Annotated in this window: 18 protein-coding genes and 1 pseudogene; 9 read left to right on the top strand and 10 right to left on the bottom strand. The window is 59.6% G+C overall.

Annotated elements, in window-relative coordinates; all coding sequences use genetic code 11:
• Positions 1-6 precede the first annotated feature (6 nt).
• From G5195_RS08760 to dhaR, 3 genes and pseudogenes are all read left to right on the top strand, one after another.
• A pseudogene (locus G5195_RS08760) lies at positions 7-906 on the top strand (hypothetical protein).
• 277 nt (positions 907-1,183) lie between these two features.
• A complete protein-coding gene (locus G5195_RS08755; RefSeq protein WP_421223156.1) occupies positions 1,184-2,044 on the top strand; it encodes a patatin-like phospholipase family protein in 861 nt (286 codons plus the stop codon).
• Between the two features lie 110 nt (positions 2,045-2,154).
• Positions 2,155-4,056, top strand: a complete 1,902-nt coding sequence (gene dhaR, locus G5195_RS08750) for a dihydroxyacetone kinase operon transcriptional regulator DhaR (protein WP_421236035.1) — start codon at positions 2,155-2,157, stop codon at positions 4,054-4,056.
• A 93-nt stretch (positions 4,057-4,149) separates the two neighbouring features.
• On the opposite strand, the gene G5195_RS08745 is transcribed toward dhaR, so the two are convergent.
• The 8 genes from G5195_RS08745 to G5195_RS08710 all read right to left on the bottom strand — a co-directional run bounded on the left by G5195_RS08745 (position 4,150) and on the right by G5195_RS08710 (position 11,841).
• Positions 4,150-5,232: a glycerol dehydrogenase gene (locus tag G5195_RS08745; protein ID WP_421236034.1), complete on the bottom strand. Its 1,083-nt coding sequence runs from the start codon at positions 5,230-5,232 to the stop codon at positions 4,150-4,152.
• A 131-nt stretch (positions 5,233-5,363) separates the two neighbouring features.
• A complete protein-coding gene (dhaM, locus tag G5195_RS08740; RefSeq protein ID WP_421209404.1) occupies positions 5,364-6,080 on the bottom strand; it encodes a dihydroxyacetone kinase phosphoryl donor subunit DhaM in 717 nt (238 codons plus the stop codon).
• 1 nt (position 6,081) lies between these two features.
• Entirely contained in the window at positions 6,082-6,711 is a 630-nt protein-coding gene (gene dhaL, locus G5195_RS08735) for a dihydroxyacetone kinase subunit DhaL (RefSeq protein ID WP_021231630.1), read from the bottom strand.
• A gap of 15 nt (positions 6,712-6,726) precedes the next feature.
• Complete coding sequence (gene dhaK, locus G5195_RS08730) at positions 6,727-7,797, bottom strand: dihydroxyacetone kinase subunit DhaK (RefSeq protein ID WP_043851621.1); 1,071 nt, start codon at positions 7,795-7,797, stop codon at positions 6,727-6,729.
• A gap of 238 nt (positions 7,798-8,035) precedes the next feature.
• Positions 8,036-9,394 carry an NCS2 family permease gene (locus G5195_RS08725; protein WP_005340164.1) on the bottom strand — a complete coding sequence of 453 codons (1,359 nt, stop codon included), beginning with the start codon at positions 9,392-9,394 and terminating at the stop codon, positions 8,036-8,038.
• Between the two features lie 305 nt (positions 9,395-9,699).
• Positions 9,700-9,912 (bottom strand): transcription antiterminator/RNA stability regulator CspE, encoded by a 213-nt coding sequence (gene cspE / locus G5195_RS08720; protein WP_005316548.1) that lies wholly within the window; start codon positions 9,910-9,912, stop codon positions 9,700-9,702.
• A 595-nt stretch (positions 9,913-10,507) separates the two neighbouring features.
• Positions 10,508-10,792 (bottom strand): DUF3811 domain-containing protein, encoded by a 285-nt coding sequence (gene yjbD / locus G5195_RS08715; RefSeq protein WP_005340165.1) that lies wholly within the window; start codon positions 10,790-10,792, stop codon positions 10,508-10,510.
• 146 nt (positions 10,793-10,938) lie between these two features.
• Positions 10,939-11,841: a cation diffusion facilitator family transporter gene (locus G5195_RS08710; RefSeq protein WP_421236033.1), complete on the bottom strand. Its 903-nt coding sequence runs from the start codon at positions 11,839-11,841 to the stop codon at positions 10,939-10,941.
• A gap of 463 nt (positions 11,842-12,304) precedes the next feature.
• On the opposite strand from G5195_RS08710, the gene G5195_RS08705 reads away from it, so the two are divergent.
• Positions 12,305-12,427: a hypothetical protein gene (locus tag G5195_RS08705; RefSeq protein ID WP_005306071.1), complete on the top strand. Its 123-nt coding sequence runs from the start codon at positions 12,305-12,307 to the stop codon at positions 12,425-12,427.
• Positions 12,428-12,499: 72 nt separating this feature from the next.
• Here G5195_RS08705 and G5195_RS08700 read toward each other — a convergent pair whose 3' ends face one another.
• Positions 12,500-13,216 carry a substrate-binding periplasmic protein gene (locus tag G5195_RS08700; RefSeq protein WP_421223182.1) on the bottom strand — a complete coding sequence of 239 codons (717 nt, stop codon included), beginning with the start codon at positions 13,214-13,216 and terminating at the stop codon, positions 12,500-12,502.
• Between the two features lie 176 nt (positions 13,217-13,392).
• On the bottom strand, positions 13,393-13,980 hold the full coding sequence (locus tag G5195_RS08695) for a single-stranded DNA-binding protein (protein WP_005340181.1): 588 nt from the start codon (positions 13,978-13,980) through the stop codon (positions 13,393-13,395).
• Between the two features lie 426 nt (positions 13,981-14,406).
• Here G5195_RS08695 and G5195_RS08690 point away from each other — a divergent pair, with 426 nt between their 5' ends.
• The 5 genes from G5195_RS08690 (at position 14,407) to G5195_RS08670 (ending at position 17,465) form a co-directional block, all read left to right on the top strand.
• Positions 14,407-15,054, top strand: coding sequence for a LuxR C-terminal-related transcriptional regulator (locus G5195_RS08690; RefSeq protein WP_158113813.1), 648 nt, complete (start codon positions 14,407-14,409; stop codon positions 15,052-15,054).
• Positions 15,054-15,497 (top strand): curli production assembly/transport protein CsgE, encoded by a 444-nt coding sequence (locus tag G5195_RS08685; RefSeq protein WP_201952785.1) that lies wholly within the window; start codon positions 15,054-15,056, stop codon positions 15,495-15,497. Before G5195_RS08690 ends, G5195_RS08685 begins: the two co-directional genes overlap by 1 nt.
• An 11-nt stretch (positions 15,498-15,508) precedes the next feature.
• Entirely contained in the window at positions 15,509-15,910 is a 402-nt protein-coding gene (locus G5195_RS08680; protein WP_270905357.1) for a curli assembly protein CsgF, read from the top strand.
• A 7-nt stretch (positions 15,911-15,917) separates the two neighbouring features.
• Positions 15,918-16,757 carry a CsgG/HfaB family protein gene (locus G5195_RS08675; RefSeq protein ID WP_005355003.1) on the top strand — a complete coding sequence of 280 codons (840 nt, stop codon included), beginning with the start codon at positions 15,918-15,920 and terminating at the stop codon, positions 16,755-16,757.
• Positions 16,758-16,943: 186 nt separating this feature from the next.
• The gene (locus G5195_RS08670) at positions 16,944-17,465 is read left to right on the top strand and encodes a curlin (protein WP_201952781.1); all 522 of its coding nucleotides are present in this window, start codon (positions 16,944-16,946) and stop codon (positions 17,463-17,465) included.
• Positions 17,466-17,473 lie beyond the last annotated feature (8 nt).

The raw sequence follows: 17,473 nt of genomic DNA, 5'->3' as shown, positions 1-17,473 counted from the left end.
AGCAGTATGACCTTTCATCGCCTCGCTTCCTGCTTGCTGCTGTGCAGTCTTTCCCTCCTTGCCAGTCCCCTACGGGCGAGCGACGTCATCACTCATATCAGCCCCGAGAGCGATCGGGACTTGCGTACCCTCTATTTTCGCGATCTGTTGCAGCTGGCGCTGGAGAAGACCCGCGACAGCTTCGGTGACTACGAGCTGCGGACCGCGCCGCCGATGAACCGTATCCGAATGCGACAGATTGTGCAGACTCAGCAATACCCCAATCTGTTTGTGGCCGACAGTCTGCGTCCGGCCGCAGAGAGCGGAGCGCTGGATTAAGTCCGTTTTCCGGTGGAGCTGGGCATCCTCGGTTATCGCATCTGTTTTGTCAGCCCGCAGCAGGCCGACGCGGTGGCAAAGGTCAATACCCTGGCCGAGCTGCAGCAGTTTTTGCACGGGCAGGGGCGTGGCTGGCAGGATGCGGAGATCCTGCGTCATGGGGGATTCAAGGTGCAGGAGATCGACGGTTACGAGCGGCTGTTCAAGCTGGTGGCTCGTGGCCGCATCGATCTCTTCTGCCGCGGGGCCAACGAGCTCTTTATCGAGCAGGAGCAGCACAGTGATCTGCCCGGCCTCACCGTGGATCGGCGAGTGGCGCTGCACTATCCCTTCCTCCACCTCTTCTACACCCACAAGGATAATCAGGCCGCCATCCGCCGCCTCTCGGTCGGCCTCAAGCTGGCGTGGCGGGATGGTTCGCTGCAACAGCTCTGGCTGCGCCACTTCAAACCTTCCCTCGAGCAGGCGCAGCTCCCCAGGCGCCTGTTGTTCGAGTTGGCCAATCCGCGCCTTGATAAGGTGGACTTTGACTATCGGGCCTATCACTACAACCCCGTCGACGGGACGTTCGGGCCCGGGCTGCCTTGATCCTGATGGTGCTGTTACCGGATAAAGGGCCGTCTCTTCTGACGTGCTAAATCATGTCAAAAAGGCATGTTTTTTATTATTTAAATTCATTTTTTGAAGGTTGGTGCGCTGCATATACTGGGGGTCGCTTCACGGTTCAGGTTTGCTCCTGCCCGCCTCTGGCTTGCGCGAGTGAGCCTGAATCGTCCTGCTGCGGCGTCTTGATGTTCTGCATGAAGGCGTCCATCACTGGGCCGGGATTGATCCCGGCAGGTATTACAGCTGACGGAGCCTTGTTATGTTTAATCCCCACTCTTGCGCCCTGATTGTCGAAGGGGGCGCGATGCGCGGCATCTTTGCCAGCGGCGTGCTCGATGCATTTGCTGAAAGCCACCACTACCCGTTCGATTTCGTCATGGGCGTCTCGGCCGGTGCCACCAATCTGGTCTCCTATCTGAGCGAGCAGCCGCGCCGCAGCCACCACATCATCACCGAGCTGGCTTGCAGCTCCCGGTTTCTCGATCCCCTGCGTTTCGTCAAAGGGGGCGATCTGGTGGACATCGGCTGGCTGTGGCAGGCCAGTCGCCATCGCTTCCCGCTTGATCTCGACACTTTCTCCGCCCGCGACATTCCCTTCTACGCGGTGGCGACCGATGTGGCGAGCGGCAAGGCCATCTATCTGCCGGTGCGGCCCGACAATATGGATGAGGTGCTGACCGCCACCTGCGCTCTGCCGGTGGTGCAGCACGATACCCCCTGCGTCGATGGTCGTCCCATGGCTGATGGCGGCATCAGCGACTCCATTCCGGTGATCGAGGCCTATCGGCGCGGGGCGCGGCGGATGACGGTGGTGCTTTCGGAACCCTGGGGCTATCGCAAGAAGCCGGCCCGTTTCTGCTGGATGGTCAAAGCCTTGCTGAAAACCCAGCCTGCACTGGCGCAAGCCATGCTGGAGCGGGATCTCGCCTACAACCGGGCACTCGATTTCATTGCCAATCCCCCTGCCGATTGCGAGATCGAAGTGATCGCGCCACCGACCGATTTCATGGTCTCCCGTTTTACCCAGGATCCGGTCAAGCTGGAGTCTGGCTATCTGCAGGGTTACTGGCAGGGGCGCCAGAGCCTGCTGCGGGCAGTCAGGACTGTACGTGCCGCTTAGCGGCAACCTGGTGTCTTTAAACGTTGCCACCCTCTGAGGCAGGTCACTGAATCGGGGGCGCTGGCGTGGTTAAATGGTCGGCTCACATCTTGCCGGATATTGCTGTGACCATGCCATCTGACCTTCAGCCATTGCAGCCCTGGCCTGACTATCTGCAGGCATCCTGGCTGCGCTGCGCCCACCAGACCAGTGCCACCCTCTGGCATCCACCCCACAGCGCCAAGGGGCAGACCTTGCAGAGCCTGCGCCAGCGCAAGCGCGACTTGCTCACCACCGGCGAGATGGCCCTCGAAGATCTCTACGAATTTATGGAGGGGCGCCCCTGCGCCCTGCTGCTCACCGACGAGAGCGGCTGCCTGCTGGCCCGGACCGGCCACCCCGACACCCTGCGCGAGCTGGCGGCGCTGGGGTTTGGCCCCGGCGCCTTCTTTAGCGAGGGGCGCATCGGCACCAATGCCATCAATCTGGCGGCGCTGGAGGGGGTGCCGCTCTGCGTCAGCGGTGCCCAGCACTTCAATCAGACCCTCCACCCGTGGCACAGCTGCGCCAGCCCGGTCTACAACAACAATGGCCGTCAGGTCGCCATCATCGCTCTGATCTGCAAGGTGGAGGAGGCGAGTGCCGGCGATCTGGCGCTCACCGTCAGTGCCGGACGCGAGCTGGCCCATCTGCTGCAGATGGAGACCCTGATGCAGGAGTCCCAGCACCACCTGAGCGAACTTTACGCCCTGCTCGACGGCATGGATGACGGCGTGCTGGCCTGGGATCCGCAGGGGCGGCTGCGCTACCTCAACGCGCTGGCAGCCCACCGGCTACGGCTCGATCCCGCACTCTGTCTCGGCCAGCCGCTGGAGCAGCACCTGTTGTTGCCCCAGCGGTTGCAGCTGGCCATCAGGGGGCAAACGCCACTGAGTCATGTGGAGGTGACGCTGGAGCGGCTCGGCGCGCAGGAGGGGGAGTTTATCAATGCGCTGGTGAGCCTCAAGCCGCTACCGGGGCCGGAAGGGGTCAGCTTTATCGCCCTGCTGCACCCGGTCGATCGGCTGCGGGCCATCCATCAGCTGCGCCAGACGGTGCCCGAGCTGTCGGCGCTGGTGGGGGAGTCGAGCGCCATGCGCAAGCTGCTGCGCTACGCCCGGCAGGCGGCCCAGAGTCAGGGGCCGATCCTGCTGCGCGGCGAGGAGGAGGTGGGCAAGGCCCAGCTGGCGGAGGCGATCCACTTTGGCAGCGAACGGGCCGCCGGGCCGCTCATTACCCTCAACTGTAAGGCGCTGCCGAGCGAGCGGATGGCGCTGGAGCTGATGGGCTCCGACGAGGCGGGGCAGGAGCGGGCGGGCAAGTTCGAGCTGGCCCACGGCGGCACGTTGGTACTGGAGCAGGTGGAGTGTCTCTCTGCCCCCATGCAGGCGGCGCTGCTGCAACTGCTCAAGACCGGCCGCATCCAGCGCTTCGATTCGGCCCGAATCCTGCCGCTTAAGGTGCGGATCATCGCTACCAGCAGCGCCCCGCTGGAGCAGCTGGTACAGGAGGGGCTGTTTGGCCGCCAGCTGCTCTATGCCTTGCAGGCGTGCGAGCTGTGGCTGCCGGGGCTGCGGGAGCGCGCGGCAGATCTGCCGGGCCTTATCAGCCAGCAGCTAGGGGCGCAGGGTCGCGAGCCGGTACGGCAGTTCAGTCCGGCGGCCCTCGACTGTCTGCTCGCCTATCCCTGGCCCGGCAATCTGGGGGAGCTGCGCAGCGCCGTCGAGCATGCGCTGCTTCATGCCGGTCAGGGGCCGATCCCGCCCGAGGCGCTGCCCGCCGCCATTCGGCACGGCTATCAACGGGTGGCCGACGAGGTTGTGGGGCAACCGCTGCTCACGCTGGCGGAGCTGGAGCGGCAGGCCATCCTGCGCTGCACCCATGCCTGCAAGGGGCAGGTGAGCCAGATGGCCCAGCATCTTGGCATCAGCCGCACCACCCTCTGGCGGCGGCTCAAGCTGCTCGAGATCGATCCCGCCGACTATCACGGCTGATGGTTATTCAAGTCGTTGCGAACCGGCCCGCAGAAAACGAAACGGCCCCGCAGATGCGGGGCCTTGTTATATGGCAGGTCAGTGGTAGCGTGGTTACAGCCCCAGCTGGTGGGCGGTGACGATGGCCGCGAGCACATCCTCGGCGGTGACCTTGAACGGCATGTTGTGGATGGTTTCGCCCTCGGCAGTGGAGGCTTTGGCTACCTCCATCAGGCGCGCCATATCCAGCGCCTTGACCCCCATCATATGCAGGTTGGTCGGCAGGCCCACCGAGCGGCAGAAGGCCAGCACGGTTTCGATCTCCGCCATCGGCGCGTTCTCCAGCACCAGCTGCACCAGGGTACCGAACGCCACTTTTTCACCGTGGTAGAGGTGGTGACACTCAGCCAGCTGGGTCAGACCGTTGTGGATGGCGTGGGCGGCGGCCAGCCCGCTGCTCTCGAAGCCGATACCGCTCAGATAGGTGTTGGCCTCGATGATGTTCTCCACCGCCTTGGTGCAGAGCCCCTGCTCCACCGCCAGCTTGGCCTTGTAGCCATCGGCCAGCAGGGTCTTGTAGCAGAGCTCGGCAATGGCCTGCGCCGCCAGCGTAGAAGCTCCACCGGCCATGGTCTGGCAACCGGAGACCTTGTTGGCGCGGGCCTCGAAGTAGGTGGAGAGCGCATCCCCCATGCCGGAGACCAAGAGCCGCACCGGGGCGCGGGAGACCACGCCGGTATCCATGATGACCATGTTGGGGTTGGTCGGGATCATCAGGTATTCGCTGAACTGCCCTTCCGGGGTGTAGATGACCGCCAGCGCGCTGGTGGGGGCATCGGTGGAGGCGATGGTGGGTACTATGACCACCGGCACCTTCTGGTAGAAGGCGACCGACTTGGCAGTATCCAGCGTCTTGCCGCCGCCGATGCCGATGATGACGTCAAACGGGGTCTGCTGGCAGTGGGCCAGCAGGCGGTCGATCTCGGGGCGGGAGCACTCGCCGTTGAAGCAGTCGAACTCCGGCTTGATACCGGCGCCGTGGAAGCTGGTAGCTACGGTATCGCCCACCAGCTTGGTGACGAAGGCGTCGGCCAGGATCAGCGGCTTGCTACCGAGCGCTTTGACGTAGTTGCCGATATTGGCTAGGGCCCCGTTGCCTTGTACGTATTTGCTGGGGCTGATGATGATGCGGTCCATATTTTATCCCTCTCTCTTTATGAATTAAGAATCGGGGCGAAGGGGCGGCTGTGCCGGGGACTCCTTCGTCTTGAATGAAGCTGCACAAGCTCAGCGAGCGAGTGCAGCCCTTGAAACAGTGGTGTGCGGCGTCAGTCGCCGAAGCGCTCGGCTGCCAGTTGCCGGAAGCTGGCCAGGGCGGCGCTGGCATCCTCGCCGCGCGCCAGCAGGATGAGCTGGTCGCCCTGCCGCACGTTGAGCATGGCGAGCCGGGTCAGGCTGCGGGGATTGGCCTCTTTATCCCCCTTTTGCAGCTTGAGTTCGGCGGCAAAGGGCTTGAGGGCGGCCACCAGTCGGGCGGCGGGGCGCACATGCAGGCCGTGGGGGTTATCCACCACCACCTCGCAGCGCAGCCAGCCGTCGTCAGCAACGGGGGCCGTCTCGGTGGCGGCCTGCGCCGGGCTGGCAGGCAGCATCGCCTGTTTTGGGCCCAGCGCGCCGAGCGCCTCGGCGGCCACCTCATCCAGCGTCAGGCCGGAACCGGCCGCCACCACGGCGGCCAGGGTACCCTCGACCAGCGGGGCGGGGCAGAGCCGCACCCTCGCGCTCAGCTCCGGGGGCAGCAGTTCGAGGGCGGTCTCGGCACTCAAGAGGGCGCTGCCCAAGTCCATCAGCACCAGCACGCCGCTGCCGTCATCCGCCTCTTCAATCGCACTCATCACCGCGATGGCATCGGTGCCGATGGGGTGGTCGGGGTCATCGACCCCGGCCGCCAGCAGCAATCGGGCCGGGCTGCCGAGCTGGTCGGCCAGCGCTTTCAAACCGGCCGCCAGCATGGCGCTGTGAGAGACCACTACGATTCCGATCATGTCACAACCTCGCTCTGTCACGTAGGGCAGTCAGCAGCAGCAGGGTCGAGGTGGCCCCGGCATCCTGATGGCCGATGCTGCGCTCGCCAAGATAGCTGGCGCGCCCCTTGCGAGCCTGCATCTGGATGGTCGCCTCGGTACCGGCTGCGGCGGCTGCCACCGCCTTGTCCAGCGCCTCGTTGAGCGGCAACTCTTGCTGCTGCGCCTGTTGCAGGGCGGCCAGTGCCGGCCACCAGGCGTCACACATGGTCTTGTCGCCCGGCTCGGCACGGCCGCGAGAAACAATGCCCTCGACCCCGTCACTCAGCATCTTGCACAGCTGACTGAGGCTCAGGCTCTGGCAGGCGTCGCTGCTGGCCGCGGCTCGAATAAAGAAGGTGCCGTAGAGCGGGCCGCTGGCACCGCCGACCGAGGAGAGCAACGTCATGCCGGTGGTTTTCAGCACCTGACCGATATCCTTGTCTGCTACCGCGGGCAGCTTCTCGGCCACCTTGGCGAAGCCGCGCTGCATGTTGAGGCCGTGATCGCCGTCGCCGATATCGGTATCCAGCGCGGTGAGGTAGTCACGCTGCTCGGTAAAGATGTGTTCGCAGTCGAGCAGCCAGTTGACGATGTGGTGTTTGCTTAGCATGGCTATCGGCACTCCTTAGCAGCCGCGACGTAGGGCGGGGGTGTGAACGGGGGCATCCCACAGGGTCATCAGCTCATCATCCACCTTGAGCAGGGTGATGGAGATGCCGGTCATGTCGAGGGAGGTGCAGTAGGGGCCGATCAGGTTGCGCACCAGATGGATGCCCGCCTCCTCGCACAGGGTCGCGAGGCGACCATAGACACCGTAGAGCTCTGAAATCGGGGTGCCGCCGAGGCTGTTGACCAGCGCGATGACCCGATCACCCTTGTTGAGCGGTTCGATAAAGGTGTGCTCCTCCTGCCAGCTGCCGCTGGTGCGATCCCAGTGGCGCAGGGTGCGGCCATAGGGGGTGTTGTCAGTAAGCTCGCTGAACATATCGTCCACCAGGGTATTGAGGTCGGTGAAGGGGCGACGCTCGATGCCCGGCTCGCCGTGAATACCGACGCCGAACTCCAGCTCGTTGTCCGCCAGAGTGAAGGAGGGCTTGCCAGCAGCAGGCACAGTGCAGGCATGCATGGCCACGCCTATGGTGCGGCTCTGGTTGTTGATACGACGGGCCAGCGCCTCGCAGCGCGCCAGATCGTAGCCCGCCTCGGCGGCGGCACCGACCAGCTTCTCGCACAGCACGGTCGTAGCAACGCCACGGCGACCGGCGGTGTAGAGGCTGTCTTTGACCGCGACATCGTCATCGATGAGGGCGAAACCCACCTTGACGCCGTCGCCGTGCAGCAGCTCGACCGCGGTCTCGAAGTTGAGTACGTCGCCGGTGTAGTTCTTCACCAGAAACAGCACGCCCGCGCCGCCATCAACGGCCTGACCGCACTCGTACATCTGATCCGGGGTCGGGGAGGTAAAGATCTCGCCGGGGCAGGCGCCATCCAGCATCCCCTTGCCCACCAGACCGCCGTGCATCGGCTCGTGGCCGCTGCCACCGCCGGAGACCAGCGCCACCTTGCCCATCACGGGGGAGTCGGCGCGAGTGATGTAGTGGGGTTCGATACGTACCTTGAGCTCGGGGTGGGCGGCTGCCATCCCCATCAGTTGTTCACGGACCACGGCATCGACGGCATTGATCAGTTTCTTCATGGCTCACTCCTTGGCTTGCCACCGCTCGGGTGGGCAAATGGTTGATGGAGCCAGTCTAACGACAGAAAAAGGGATAAAAATGACGGGCGATTTGGTTCGGATTTGAAACAGCAGAAGGGGGATGAATGTTTCAATCTGAAACGGCGCAGGGCAAACGGGCGGGAAACTGTTAGCTGACTCACAGCCATGAAAAAGGGCCCCGCAGGGCCCTTCGCTATAACCGGAATATGCGGACGGATTAGATGGCCCAGCCACCGGCGTAGAAGATCACCAGCGCCAGGGCGATGATGACGGTGCCGACGTTCAGCTTCTTCCACTCGGCAGCGAAGATGCGGCCAACGACCAGCGCCACGAAGCCCAGCATGATGCCGGTGACTATGTTGCAGGTCAGTACGATAAAGACGGCGCACAGCATGCCGGAGAGGGCATCGACCGAGTCGCTGAAGTCCAGCTTGGTGACGTTGCCCAGCATCAGCAGACCGACGTACATCAGGGCCGGTGCGGTGGCGTAAGCCGGTACCAGATAGCTCAGCGGGGAGAGGAAGATCATCAGCAGGAACAGCACGCCGACCAGCGCGGCGGTCAGACCGGTCTTGCCACCGGCCGCGGTGCCTGCGGCGGATTCGATGTAGACGGCAGCCGGAGCACCACCTACGGCGCCTGCCACCATGCTGCTGACGGAGTCGGCAGTCAGGGCCTTGCCGCCGCTGATGATGTGGCCACGCTCGTTGATGAGGCCAGCCTGACCGGCCACGGCACGGATGGTGCCGGTGGCGTCAAACACGGCGGTCATCACCAGCGCCAACACGGTCGGAATGACTACCGGATTGAGGGCGCCCAGCAGATCCATGCTACCTACCAGAGAGCCCTTCTCTCCAGTCAGGCTCGGCATGGCGAAGAAGCCCTGCCAGGTCACTTTCGGGTCGAAGATAAGGCCGAGGATGGAGATGGCGATGATCACCATCAGGATGCCGCCCGGCACCTTGCGACGCTCGAGACCGAAGATGGCAGCCAGACCCAGCACCGTCATGATGACCGGGAAGGCGGTCACTTCACCCAGTTGAACCGGCAGACCGGCCCCTTCGTTCTTGATCACCATGCCAACGCCGTTGGTGGCGATTAGCAGCAGGAACAGACCGATACCGATACCGGTGCCGTGGGCGATGCCGGAGGGGAGGTTGTCCAGGATCCACTGGCGTACGCCAGTGACGCTGATCAGGGTAAACAGCACACCCATCAGGAAGATGGCGCCCAGCGCGACCGGAATGCTCAGCCCCTGACCCAGCACCAAGCTGAATGCGGTAAAGGCGGTGAGAGAGATGGCGCAACCGATAGCCATCGGGAGCTTGGCCCACAGCCCCATCAGCAGGGAGCCGAAGGCGGCGATCAAACAGGTGGCCACAAACACCGGGCCCTGCTCAAAGCCGGCGGCACCCAGCATGTTCGGCACCACTATGATGCTGTAGACCATCGCCAGGAAGGTGGTCAGCCCCGCGACCAGCTCCTGACGCACGCTGCTGCCGCGCGCAGAAATGGAAAAATAAGAGTCCAGAAAGCCGCCAGTCCCTGTTTGGGCGGCCATATCTTGCTTTGCCATAACTAATCCTGAAAGTGTGAAGGAAATCGTTTGCGTTGGTGGCGCGCAAAATAGCAAGAATTCGCGGCAAATACAGCGTATAACCTGACTTTTTCGTCACTATTTTACATTTTGAGTCCATTCGGAGCTCATTCTAAGACTCAAGCGGTGAGAGCGTGTAAGGGAGGGATCAAGTGGTCGGGGGAGGGGAGATCAGTGAGGAAAAAGCGGGGAAAAACAAAAAACCCGCCGAAGCGGGTTTTTTTAAATTCTTGCAGAGCTGTCAGCAGTTGGCATAAGCCATCAGCAGCATGCTCCGGCTTGAATTACAGACCAACTACGTTGGCAGCAGCCGGGCCTTTCTGGCCTTGCTCGATGGTGAACTCAACGCGCTGACCTTCGTCCAGGGTTTTGAAGCTGGTGGACTGGATAGCGGAGAAGTGTACGAACACGTCTTTGCTGCCGTCAGCCGGGGAGATGAAACCAAAACCTTTCTCAGCGTTGAAGAACTTAACGGTACCAGTCATTTTGTTAGACATAATAATTTCCTTAAATAGTGTTGAATGCCACCTAAATGGCAATTTTTGATTTTTCGTCAGCAATACGTATGGGGAGCACTAAAGAAGGAGAATTATTTGATAAGAATTATCCGAGGATAACGCTTATGCTAATCACTGCTTTACTAAAATGACTGCCTAACATAATCAGGTCTGAACTGCCGAACCATCGAGAAAGATTAAAACACGCTCTCATTTTTAAAGCAAACTTTATCTCGATATTAATGTTTTGTAACAGCCAAAAATATCATTTTTTATAGTAAACATGATGCATTTCAACGGCATAGAAAAATAAGTGCAGACTCATATCACCCTGTGGCAAGTCAGATTCGGCTTTTTTGTCCTGACTATGTAGCCAGTTCTGACAAAAAATATGAGAAAAAATGAAAAAGGTGGCGATAGATGGGGATTGTCAGTTGGCGTTCTCTCTAAGTCACAATGTAAATCACTTCTTTGCTGCTGCGATTAGCTTCTGGGCTGCAAATCAATGGCAGCGCCAAATCTGGCTCATCGAGCATCGCCCAGACATGCAAACGCCCGCAGGCACAAGTGCCAGCGGGCGTTTTGCAAGAAGGGATCAGCGCTTGCTGCGAAACTTGTTGCTGACCGAATCAATCCAGCTGAAGGTTTCCGGCAGTACCTGGTTCTTGGCGCGCTCTTTGGCTTTCTCGCGAGCCAGCTTGGAGGCAGCCTTGGCCGCTTCGGCGCGGTCGGCCACAATTTTCAGGCGACCCTCTTCGCGGATCTTGTTCCGCTCTCCGTTGGTCAGCTGGTGGTCTGCATTGGCTTGTGCCTTTTGCAATAACAAGGCTATCTCGGCTTTTTCGGCCTCGGTCAGATCTTTCATTTCCAGCTTTTTCACGGCGCGCTCCTGCGGCAGGGTGGTTAGACACCCTAACACAGTTGTGCCGATCACTTCTTATGCAATCGGCTTTCCGGCAGTAAAAATGCGGGTTTGTGCCAACTTTCCGTTATTTCGCTGCCACTTTCCCGCCTGTTTGCCACATTTCAATTTATGGCGAGCGGTGAAGGCATCTCTTGCTCCTCCGGCTCGACGTGGATCAGCACGATGGCGTGGGGCAACTGCGCCATGATGGCGTGTTCGATGCGATCACAGATATCGTGGGCTTCGCCGATGCTCATCTCCGGGGGCAGGGTGAGGTGGAAGTCGATATGGCGGCGGCGTCCGGCACGACGGCTGCGCAGATCGTGGAAACCGCTGGCGGCAGGGCAGCATTCGGTGATGATGCGGCTGGTCATCGCCAGCTCTTCTGGGCTCATGCTCTGGTCGATCAGCGGCTGGAAGGCCTCGTTGAGCATGCTGATGGCCTCTCTGACAATAAAGATGGCGACCGCAATGGCGACCAGCGGGTCGAGGATGGCGAGTGAATGGCCGAACAGACCGGCCAGCCAGATCCCGCCAAGACCGACGGCGACCCCGGCGGAGGTGAGCACATCCGCCTTGAGATGAAGCGCATCGGCAGCCAGCGCGACCGACTCCTCCTCTCGGGCCACCTTGTAGAGGTAGGCAGAGACGCCGCTGTTGACCAGCGCCGAGATCACCATCACCAGTACGCCCCAGCCAATGCTCTCGATGGAGCTGGGGGTGATCAGCTTGTCGACGGCTTCGAAGATGATCCAGCCCGCGGCCAGCAAGATAAGCAGTGCTTCGATGACGCCGGAGACATTTTCAATCTTGTCGTGACCATAGGGGTGCCGTTCATCGGGCGGGAGATCGGACTTTTTCACCGCGAACAGGGCGATCAGGGCCGCCACCAGATCCATGGCGGAGTGGATCGCCTCCGAGATGATACTGACCGAGCCGCTGGCGAACCCGGCCACCATTTTCATGATGATCAGACTGATATTGGAGCAGACCGACACCATGGCGGCTCTGGTTTTTCTGTTCATGTACAGCTTCCTGAATAAAAACGGATATTTCGGTGCGGCACGCATTATATCCGGCTGACCGGAAATAACCTATTCGGTGTTGTAACCTGATGTTTCCGATGGTATTGCGAATGCTTATTAAAATGGTGACCTCTTGCGTGGCAATAAATAATGAGAGGGATTTATATTTACCCGTGAAAATATCCAGGTAACGATAGCTTAATATAAGCGTGACAACATTTAATAATGCGAATTACTCTTTTTTGGTCTTTCCTGTCGAGGTCGTTTGGCCTCCCCGCTCAAGGGGCTGCGCGCGACATTTTTTGGACGAGAATGAGGCTGGATCCGGATGCCGCTGGAGGGTATGCTGGGTCTGGTGATGGTCTTGCACCATCCCACCAAGCGTACTGAAGTTGATGATTCGGATGGCATGCTGGCTCCCATGAGGAACCAACTGTCTGGGTAACATTTTTGGAGTTTGATGATGAGTAACAAAGAACATCACAACGGCAAAGATGCCAAGAAAAAACCGCAGATGTCACTGAAAGAGAAACGCGAAGCCAAACGTCAGAAAGCAGAACTGAAAAACGGCAGCGCAATGAAGTAACGCTCCCCTACTGCTGTTCCTTCGGAGCCAGTACAAAGCCAGCCCTTACCGGCTGGCTTTTATGTTTGTGGCTCACGGCGTGGCGCCGTAAGCCGCGAAAATCTGGTGATAACGACCATCCTGACGCATCGCCTCAAGGCGCTTATCAAACAGATTGCGGGCATCGGCCGTTCGGAAGGCAAAGTGATAGACGGTGGGCGGGAAGAGGTCTGCTTGCCTGACCTGATTGCGCTCGTAGTGCTCGCCTGCCTGGGCGGTGGTAATCAGCTGGTCGAGGTAGTAGTAGAACACCCGCTCCTCCAGTACGACTGCATCCACCCTGCCGCGCATCAGCTGATGTACCTGCACCTGCTGCTTGGCTACCTCCTCATAGTGGGGATTCTGGTTGGCCATGGTGGCGAACGCGCCCCCCAGAATGATCCTTGCCCGTTGAAAGGCGGTGACCCGTTTTGAATGCAGGTCGTCCAGAGTACTGATGTGGGTGCTGCGCAGGGTGAAGATCCGGTTATGGAAGGTGATAACGGGCTGGGTCAGAACGTGAGGATCAACCATACCGGGTCTGACGTTGATGATGGCATCCAGCTTTCCTGACTCGAACAGGCGGAAGGTGCGCTCCAGTGGCAGAAATTCAAAGCTGGGTTCATAGCCGCTGCCAGCGAACGCCTCTTTCAGCAGATCCAGCTCAATGCCGCGATTCTCGCCTTCGATGACATAAGGGGGGATGGCAAAGCTGACCCCGACCTTGAGTGGCGTTGCCTGCAACTGGCCGGAGAGCAAGCTGGTCAGCATTAGCAATAAAGGGGTTAGCAGTTTCATTGCACTTTTCACAAAGCGCTCCTGTGGAGAATATCCATCACTGTAGGGGAGGCAACCAAAAAGCGTTATATCCCTTTCGGGCTGAGAGGTTCAGCCTGAGTGCATAAAAAAAGACCCTGAGTTATCAGGGCCTTTTCAATATTCTGTTCTTAGAACGGGATATCGTCGTCGAAATCCATCGGCGGCTCGTTATATACCGGCGGCGCAGATTGCGGCTGCTGGGCAGGACGGCCATAACCGCCTTGCGGCTGCATGTTCTGCTGCGGAGCCGGTGCCGGGCGCTGCTGATTCATCGGCTGCTGGGCAGGCATGCTCTGCTGCGGCTGACCCCAGTTACCCTGGGATTGGCCACCCATGTTCTGGCCCATGCCCTGACCGCCTTGCGGACGACCACCCAGCATCTGCATCACGCCAGTGAAGCTGTCGACCAGCACTTCAGTGGTGTAGCGCTCCTGGCCGCTCTGATCCTGCCATTTACGGGTTTGCAGTTTGCCTTCCACATAGACCTGGGAGCCTTTCTTCAGGTACTCGCCAGCCACTTCGGCCAACTTGCCCATGAAGACGACGCGATGCCATTCGGTACGCTCTTTCTGCTCACCGGTCTGCTTGTCGCGCCAGGTTTCGGAGGTAGCCAGAGTAATGTTGGTCACAGCACCGCCACTCGGCATGTAGCGTACTTCCGGGTCTTGCCCGAGGTTACCGATCAGAATGACTTTATTGATGCCTCGACTGGCCATAATCTCTCTTCCACCTTATTTACCGGCCAGGTCGAAACCTGGTCCAACACGACTAGATACCTGATTAGTTGCTGTGTGCGGGGCGCAATGTCCCGCAGACGCATGTGACGGTCATAGTAACAGTTGCGAAGCGGATTGGCAGCATCCTTAACCGGCTTGATGTGCCAAAGGCAACTGTTGGCTCCTGCCGCAGTGATGGGCGGGTTGCAGCTGTTTCCGGCGCGTCCGGCATCACATTTCTGCCATATATTCCTGTTATGCTGGCTGATTGGCGAATTGTAATCGGTTTTTAAATCGACTAAAAACATATGGTTACGATATTTATGAGATCCATTCTCATACTTTTTTAATATTGTGCTCCCATACCTCCTTGGTAGACTCAGTCGGCCAGATTAGGTGGTTTACAGGTTCAAGGAAGAGCACACAATGAAAGCCGCATGCCCGATCGCACTGGTCACTGAAAATAATGTGCAGGCCAGCACATTTGCTGCATATCTCATCTCTCATTTGAGCCGTCCCGTCCAGCTAATCCACGAGATTAATCAGCTAGATAACCAGTGTGACGGCACGCTGTTTCTCATCGATCTCGACTATATCCGCTCCGGCCAGTCACTGGGCTGGAACCGGGCGATCTCTGAACGCTTTGGCATGGCGGCCACAGTGCTGCTCAATGCTCCCACTGCGACGGATCGCGACCTGCTGCTGATGTGGCCGCAGATCTGCGGTCTGTTTTTCCGTCAGGATCCGCTCGACCGACTGGTTGCCGGGTTGCAGAAAATCCTGTTGGGCGAGTACTGGATGCCGCGCCACCTGCTGTGCGAGCTGGTCGAATACTATCGCCAGGGCAATAGCTACCTGCTGCGTAACGACACCCTGCTGACAGCCAGAGAGCAGGAGATCATCCGTTATCTGATGACGGGCGCCTCCAATGTCGAGATCGCCGACAGCCTGTTTGTCAGCGAGCACACCGTCAAATCCCACCTCTATAACGTTTTTAAAAAGCTGAACGTGAAGAACCGGATCCAGGCGGTGAGCTGGGCCAAAGAGTATCTCGATGCTCCGGACTCCCACTGATGAAAGCGTTCTCTCTGGCGTGTTGCCTTGTGCTGCTCTGGGGCTTCACGACCGTTGTGGCGGCCGAGGCCGATGCTCCGCTGGAGTCGGTACAGCCGGAGCAGGAGAGTGATCGGCTGGATGTGGATGGTTTGGTGCTGGACCGCACTTTTACCCGCTTCGGTCAGGGCTTTTATAACGAATTTACCCGGTTGCGCAGTGATGAAGACCCGAATGCCAGAGAAAATCTGACGATTCATGAGCGCCCGACTGCTCGCTGGGGCAGCCTGATCTGGATCACCCATAACCGGAAGGTGATTTTTAAAACCGCGCTCTCTCCCGGCCGCAATCAGCAGGAGCAGAGCGCCAAACTGGCTTGGTCACAGGTCAGGCAGACCCTCGAACAGCAGAAGATCGCGACCCTGTTCATGGATACCTTCGATTTGGAACATGATGAACTATAAGGATATTTCTCATGCGTGCCCGGTTATTGCTAGTTGCAGCACTGATAGCGCCAGCGCTCCATGCGTCGGAGCTTGTCTATCGCCCCGTCAACCCCAGCTTTGGGGGTAACCCTCTCAACAGCAGTCATCTGCTTGGCACCGCCAATGCGCAGAATGATTACAAGGATCCCGCCAGTGGCAGCGGTAGCAGCGGTACCTCGGCGCTGGATCGCCTGACCTCCAACCTGCAATCCCGCTTGATCAGCCAGCTGCTGGCCGATATCGGCAAGGATGGCAGCCAGAGTGGCAGTCTGGTGACCGATGATTTTGCCATCAATGTGGTGGATGAAGATGGCACTCTGGTGGTTTCGATCACCGACCGGGTGACCAACCAGACCACCATGATCGAAGTGAATGGCCTGATTGCCGACTGAGGGCGCGATGAAACGACAACTGTTATTGATAGTGCCCCTGCTTGCGCTGGCTGGCTGTGCGACCCATATCGGCTCGCCCGTTGCCGATGAGAAGGCAACCCTGATGCCGCGATCCGTCTCTTACAAGGAGCTGATCAGTCTGCCCAAGCCAAAAGGGAAAATTGTCGCGGCCGTCTACGATTTTCGCGATCAGACCGGTCAGTATCTGCCAGCACCGGCATCCAACTTCTCCACGGCGGTCACCCAGGGCGGGGTCGCCATGCTGAGCACGGCTTTGTGGGATTCCCAATGGTTTGTGCCGCTGGAGCGGGAGGGGCTGCAGAACCTGCTGACCGAACGCAAGATTGTGCGGGCGGCCCAGAACAAGCCCAACGTTCCCGGCAACAATGCCAATCAACTGCCCTCGCTGGTCGCCGCCAACATCCTGATCGAGGGGGGGATCGTCGCCTATGACAGCAATGTGCGCACCGGCGGGGCGGGGGCCAAGTATTTTGGCATCGGTGCCAGCGGGGAGTACCGGGTCGATCAGGTGACGGTCAATCTGCGAGCCGTCGATATCCGTTCAGGCCGGATCCTGAACAGTGTCACCACCTCCAAGACAGTGCTGTCGCAACAGGTGCAGGCAGGGGTATTCCGCTTCGTCGAGTACAAGCGCCTGCTGGAGGCCGAGGCCGGTTTCAGCACCAATGAGCCGGTACAGATGTGTGTCATGTCGGCTATCGAGTCCGGGGTGATCCGGCTGATTGCCAATGGCGTGCGGGACAATCTGTGGCAACTGGCCGACCAGCGGGATATCGACAATCCGATCCTGCAGGAGTACCTGCAAGACAACGCCCCGCTGCTTTGAGTTTTCCCGCTCTCGCAATGCCCTCCCTGGTGGAGGGCATTTTTTTGGCCTCTATCGAATACGACTTAAGACTTTCTGCTCAACGACAGGGCGGCGCTTTTCATCCTCGAATCAGCGGAGTGCCTGATAGGCCGCCTCTTGTCTGACAGGGATACTGTGGGCGTTTTCCAACAAGGCGATGGCGCGATGAAACATCTGTTGAGTGCTCTCTTTTTTCTGCTGATATCGGGCGCCCCGCAACTCGCCGCAGAGCCTGCCGTCTTTGATGAGCTGGCGATGGCAAGCGAGCTGGATTCCGGTTTGCAGAACGACGGGAATCAGGCGCTGTTGTGGCAACTCGGTAGCGAGCAGCAACTGCACCTCACCCAGCAAGGGGAGCTGAATCAGGCGCGCCTGCTGCAACAGGGTTGGGCCAATGAGTTGGCGCTCTCCCAGGTAGGAGATGAGAACTGGGTCAATGGTGCGCAACTGGGTGAGGGCAATAGCGCCGAACTCTATCAGGCGGGCATCAATAACCGGATTTGGCTGCTGCAACAAGGCAGCGGCAATGAAGCCTGGATCAGTCAGCAAGGGGCAGACAATCAGGCCCGGGCGATCCAGCTGGGTGATGGCAATCAGGCCAGCATCGAGCAGAACGGAATCGGATTAACGGCCACCGTCATCCAGATGGGGGCCAATCAGCAAGTAAATGTCGTTCAAACCAACTGAGCCTAGGC

It is taken from the genome of Aeromonas sp. 601039, assembly GCF_049174415.1.
Taxonomy (GTDB): domain Bacteria; phylum Pseudomonadota; class Gammaproteobacteria; order Enterobacterales; family Aeromonadaceae; genus Aeromonas; species Aeromonas veronii_A.
Note: the sequence above shows the minus strand (reverse complement) of the source record. Positions and strands in the feature narration are given on the sequence as shown.